A 5,444-nucleotide genomic window follows, 5' to 3' on the forward strand; every position below is an offset into this window, starting at 1 on the left:
GATGTTTCTGAATGCGGCCGTTGCCAAGGGCGAGGGAAAACGTGCGATGGGCCGCGAAGACCAGATGCTTCAAGAGTTTTCGATCGTGCAGGAAATAGGGCCGCAGGCGTTTGGGAATGGAAAACGTCCAGAACCGGTGCGAGACGTCCGCCAGCGTGTGCTCGATCAGGTCTTCCGCCCAGAGGAGAATTCGCTTTTGGTGGCACGAGGGGCAGAACAGTCGGGTCTTACAAGAGAACGGCACGATCTTCTTCTGCGAACAGGCGTCGCAGGTATACACCGCCACCCCTTCCCGGGGATCGCCACAAACCAGAAACCGCTCCACCGTGTGGTCGACGCACGAACGAAAGAGGCCGAGCAAAACCTGAAATCGGGTAGGGTAGACCTTCTGGAAGTGGGAATAATGATCGTACAGGACGCGATACAACGGGTTTTGATGAAAGACCCGGGCCCGATACTCGACCCAGACCTGTGGCGCGGCTTGCCCCGACATGCCCAGGAGCAGAACAAGGAGCGTGCCCTCGGGAGACTCCCGCTAACCCCCGGAGTGTCGATCGAAAGAATCCAAAAAGGAGGGTCGGGCGGTTCCGAAAATCGGTCCAGCCGTCCGGTCCGGCGAGATCTAGGGTTAGCGCGCCGCGCGCTTAAAGACGGAATCCTAATGACCGTTGCTGAGCCATCGTCATTAAAAAGTGCGGCGCCGATTGTTTGAAGAGCACAGGATGAAGCGCTCAATTGAATTGGCAGTGCATCTATGACGAATGTTTTCGGTCCGGGAAGCAAGTGCGACGGAGAACCCGCAAAGATGATCGCTACCTCCCTCCTTTATTCGAAGGGCAAAAACGGCCGGTTGGTCTATCGCCTCCAACGGGCGACGTATTGCAGTAACGAGGCGAATCCGTTCAACGCCGACAACGGCCTCGATGCAACGAAAATGGATCCCGATCCGGACGGCTGGGTCGACAATTTCGTCGACGCCACGTACGACCTGAGCGCTGCGGACGGCACCGGGACGATCTCCTACGCTTGGCAAGCCGGAACCGGTGATTCTCATGCCCGCGTCTTTCTTTCCGAACTCGCAGCCACGGCGGACGACGGCCGGACCGGCTGCGGTTATTTCGGCTTTGGACCGGACGTAACCCAATCTAACGTCGGGAGTATCAGCGGAATGATCTGCAACTGGGCTGGTCCGAACAACGACCATACCCCGCAAAACCTCGTCCAACGCCAGTGTGTGAATTTCGACACGACAAACCGAGTCTGGACCAGCGATCCAAACTCACTTTCAATCGAGTACGCTCCTGAGAACGACTGCTCGCTCGATCCCGCCGACGTCAACGGCGGAGCTGCATTTGGAGGGGACAGCACTTTAGTCAACGACCTGGCTCCCATCACCGAGATGAATGCCGATGTTACGCCTCCTTTAAAACCGTCTGGGTTGTAACACCTGCGGCCAAAGGAATGATGGCAGTACGGGTGCCTGGGCGCTGAGGGGCTTAGCCTTCGTGGCCAGAAAGAATACGACAAATATTACCTACGCTTCAGTTCTGTCGAGACAGAATTAGAGCTGCGTAATTTTTGATTCATTCGCCCGATGGCCGCATGAATGGCTGCGGAATCCGGCCTCGTCTTGGCGGCTCGAAGATACCAATCCAGCGCCTTAGACGAGTTGGCTTTTGTTTCATAGTAATAGCCAACGTTGAATAATGTCGCTGTTCGATTACGATCGATCGCATACGCCCTCCGCAAAAGGGTCCTGGCCTCATCCAATCTGTTGTCGTCGATCATCCGAACCGCGAGACCATTAAGGGCGGGCACGAAACGTGGGTTTTGTCGAAGAGTGCCTCTGAGGTATCGAATTTCTTCCTTTATGTCCCCTACACGTCGGAAGTATTTTGTGAGTTGAAAATAGGGGCGGTAATTCGTTGCGTCTCGTTCTATCGAAGATTGATAGAAAGAAATTTCAGATTTCACCTCCATATTCCTGCGTACTGTCAGAACGGTCAGAAGGGAAAGGAACGCAAGCGAAATAGCGACGTATGATACTTTAAATTCCCGAATCCATGTTCCGAGTGCGGCGCCCAGCAAAAGGCAAAAACCTGCGTGCGAAAGATAAAACCACCGCTCTCCGATTGTGTCGATGAAATGCTTGGCCCCGGCGGCGGGCAACAGGGGTGTGATCCAAAGAAAAAAACCAATCGCTGCACCGAGCCTTTGTGCACTCCTACATACGAGCAGCAAGATGAAGACACAGGCAAAAATGATTCCCCAAACTTGAACGTCCGTCAGGGCATCGCTTGCTGCGTACGAAAAGAAAAAGTCGGTTTCCGCAGGCAGAACCAAAACTTGAATGTAACGAAACACGATTTCTGCGAAATCCCTGAGAAAACTGAACCCCAAAAATCGCGTTGAAAATCCTGTAGTAACATAACTACGCCACAATACACAGACAACAGAAACAAGGACTGCGCCCAAGGCAATCTTAACAATTCTTTTCCGAACGACGGGTATTGGATAACAAATAGAAACACCCAGGAGTGCCCCGAACGGAATAAAAAAGAATGACTCTTTGGCGAACAGGCCCGCGGGAATGCTTAGTAAATATACAGCGGCCCAGCGTGTAGATTTCGAGCACGGAACCGAAGTGAACTTCAGCAGCGAAATCACGTGCAGTATCGCGAAGGTTCCAACAAGTAAGTCCGCTCGGTTGCCGATCAATGCGACCGATTCGACTACGACGGGATGCAACGAAAAAAGAAACCCAAGAGCTAGAGCCAGACCCGGCTGCAGCACAATGCTCGCCAGCCAGTAGAAAAGACAAGCGTTGAACGCATGCAAGAAATTGCTGGTTAAGTGAAACCCGAGCGGGCGAAGACCCAACACCGCATAGTCGATCGCGTACGACAAAAGCAGAATTGGCCTATATGATCCCGATACGTACGGGTTTTCTCCGGTGGACTCGTGAAAATCCGAGGTGAAAATTCTAGGCACGTGACGAGCCGACCGAATATACAAATTGCTTTCGACCTGAAGATGGTCGTCATAAACCCACTCGTCTCCGAGATCGGTAAGAAAGATCGAGAATGTCGTGACAAAAAGGACTAGGACCCCGAAGCGATTAGAGTGAAAAAAACGAAAGATACCGGATGGCGAGAACGAATTGACTTGGGTCATTTAGACTTGCGGAGACGGAATATCGCGCCTTCCGCTCGCTTGTAACCGGCGTCCAACTTAAGCGCTTGTTCGTACCAGGCCAAGGCACGGCCACGGCTACCCCTCATCTCGTGATAGAAGCCGATATTGTATGACGTGGGAGCACTTCGGGGAGATAAATGATATGCCCGTACGAGCAGTGCCCGAGCTTCAACGTATCGCCCTTGCTCCGTCCTCCGAACCGCCAGCAGGTTCATGCATCCGATCTCGTCCGGCTTTCGTTCTAGAGCGGCCTGGCAGGCTGAGATCTGTCCCTCCGCGTTTCCCTCCCGGATATAGCGCTGCAAGAGATATAGATAAGGGTAGTAATTCCAAGGATCTTGAGACATGGACGCCGCATACAGCGTGGGCTCATCGCGCCATTCCCGGTTCCGGCCGATCGTCAACAAAGAAAGTAAACAGAGCCACACGAATATCATCCCCTTCACCGCGCGTTCTGTTCCCATTGAAAGGCGTGCTCTTAGCCGGTGTTCCGTTGAGGCCAAGATTGAGGAAAGAGCCAAAATGATTCCACCGAACGAAAGGTAGAAGTATCGTTCCGGCAACTTGGCTTCGATATCCACAACCAGCGTCGCCGGGACCGCCGCGGCACAGGCGAAACCGAGCCCCAATTTAAACAAGGTGACACCGCCGAATTTCCGAGCAGCAAATAGACCGAGTACGGCCGCTGTGATTAGGACTAAGGAGACTTCCGCTCCACCAAATTCCTCCCTTCGGTAGAGATGAAAAAGGTCGGTACTCGTGGGGATGAAAAGGAGTTCCAGAAACCGTTCGATGAGTGCAGCGGCGTTCGTGAAAATGACCGTCGAATACAAATTAAGAGCTGACCTGGCGACCAGGCGTTCCCTCACAAAAAAGCAGGCGAGCGTGATCAGAAAAATTGCCGTTCCCCAAAGCATGCTTCGGCGGATCTCATCCCTTGAACTTATTTTTTTTGCGGCCAACGCAGCGAACGTTGCGACCGGGATCAGCGCCGCCGTCTCCTTGGAGAAAAAACTGAGCGGGACCGTCAAGAGATAGCCCGCACCTGCACCAAGTCGAGGGCGCCAATGGTCCGGTCCGGAAATTCGAAGAGCGCAGAAAACATGAAGGAAGCTGAATGCAAGTGCCAAAAGATCGGCGCGTGAAGAGATCCAACTAACGGGGTCCGTGACCATCGGATGCACGGCGAAAAGCGTTGAGAAGAAGTACGCCTGCTTGATCGGAATAAACGACCGGAGCAAAAGAAACATAAGGAGCACGTTGAATGCGTGAAGTGCGTTGTTGATCAGGTGAGACCCGAACGGCGTGGGCCCAAAAAGTGCAGCGTCGGCCATGTACGATACCATGGTCACGGGCCGATATGAACTCGACTTATAATCGCCGATACCATAAGAAGATCCCACATCGTGGGTGAACAGAAAGGGAATCGACCGAACCGAACGTAGAAAAGGATTGGTGGCGACTTGGTATCGATCGTCCTCGATCCAATCCCCGTCAAGGTTTGTGGAAAATACGGCCAGCGCGAGAAGCGGCACAGCGAGGCACGAGACTGTTCCCCGGAGAATTCGGTTAGCGTCCATTCGGAACGATCCTCTCGATTTTCGCCAGAGCGTTGTAGTCGGGCTCGGCGGAGACCGGATCATAGCGACGCGAAATCAAAACATTTCCTTCCGGCCAACGCACCTGAACATTCCGGGGGCGGATCGGCGCGATCCGGCAGGCTCCTTCCATTGCCCCGACGTCGGAACGCAAACGGATGGCGTCTCCTTCTCTCAGCCCGAACTCCTTCGCATCCACCATCGAAACAAAGATGTCGTTCCGCTTTCGATCCGTGAGAGGGTCGTACGAACCGTACGTCATGGAGTTAAATTGTTTTCCTCTGCGCGTCGTCACGTACACATATCCTTTCGGAACTTCGATATCGGGAAGTGGAACTACGGAAAACCGAGCTTTCCCTTCGGGCATCCTCTCGAATTTCCCGCCCGCAAAAAGCATCGAACCTCTCCATTGAACTTGGTCCCCTTCCTCCTGAAGTTGGCCAATGCCGTTGTACATCGGCATGACACGAGCCATTTCTTCCCGAATGGCCTGTGCATCCGCAAAGGAAAAGGGTCCCTTCGGTTCGGGAAAAATTCGTCGTCCGATTTCACAAAGAATCTCCCATTCGGCCTTGGGCTCTCCAATCGGATGGCCAGGAATTTCAGGCGTGAAACGAATCCGCCGTTCCGTATTGGTGGTTGTTCCCCCGC

General features: G+C 53.5%; 5 protein-coding genes. 1 reads left to right on the forward strand and 4 read right to left on the reverse strand.

Features of this window, described 5'->3' with window-relative positions:
- Window positions 1–493, reverse strand: a 493-nt coding sequence (locus VI895_10615) for a transposase zinc-binding domain-containing protein (GenBank protein ID HLG20250.1), incomplete at its 3' end; no start/stop codon positions are given.
- Window positions 494–754: 261 nt separating this feature from the next.
- Between VI895_10615 and VI895_10620 the strand changes: the two genes are divergently transcribed.
- Window positions 755–1,444: a hypothetical protein gene (locus VI895_10620; protein HLG20251.1), complete on the forward strand. Its 690-nt coding sequence runs from the start codon at window positions 755–757 to the stop codon at window positions 1,442–1,444.
- 86 nt (window positions 1,445–1,530) lie between these two features.
- Here the strand turns inward: VI895_10620 and VI895_10625 are convergent, their stop codons facing one another.
- The 3 genes from VI895_10625 to VI895_10635 all read right to left on the reverse strand — a co-directional run.
- Window positions 1,531–2,991 carry a hypothetical protein gene (locus VI895_10625; GenBank protein HLG20252.1) on the reverse strand — a complete coding sequence of 487 codons (1,461 nt, stop codon included), beginning with the start codon at window positions 2,989–2,991 and terminating at the stop codon, window positions 1,531–1,533.
- Window positions 2,992–3,170: 179 nt separating this feature from the next.
- Complete coding sequence (locus VI895_10630) at window positions 3,171–4,775, reverse strand: hypothetical protein (protein ID HLG20253.1); 1,605 nt, start codon at window positions 4,773–4,775, stop codon at window positions 3,171–3,173.
- The coding region (locus VI895_10635; protein ID HLG20254.1) for a molybdopterin dinucleotide binding domain-containing protein at window positions 4,765–5,444 on the reverse strand (680 nt) is incomplete at its 5' end. The genes VI895_10630 and VI895_10635, both read right to left, overlap by 11 nt.

Source organism: Bdellovibrionota bacterium, from assembly GCA_035292885.1.
In the GTDB taxonomy this organism is placed as follows: domain Bacteria; phylum Bdellovibrionota_G; class JALEGL01; order JALEGL01; family DATDPG01; genus DATDPG01.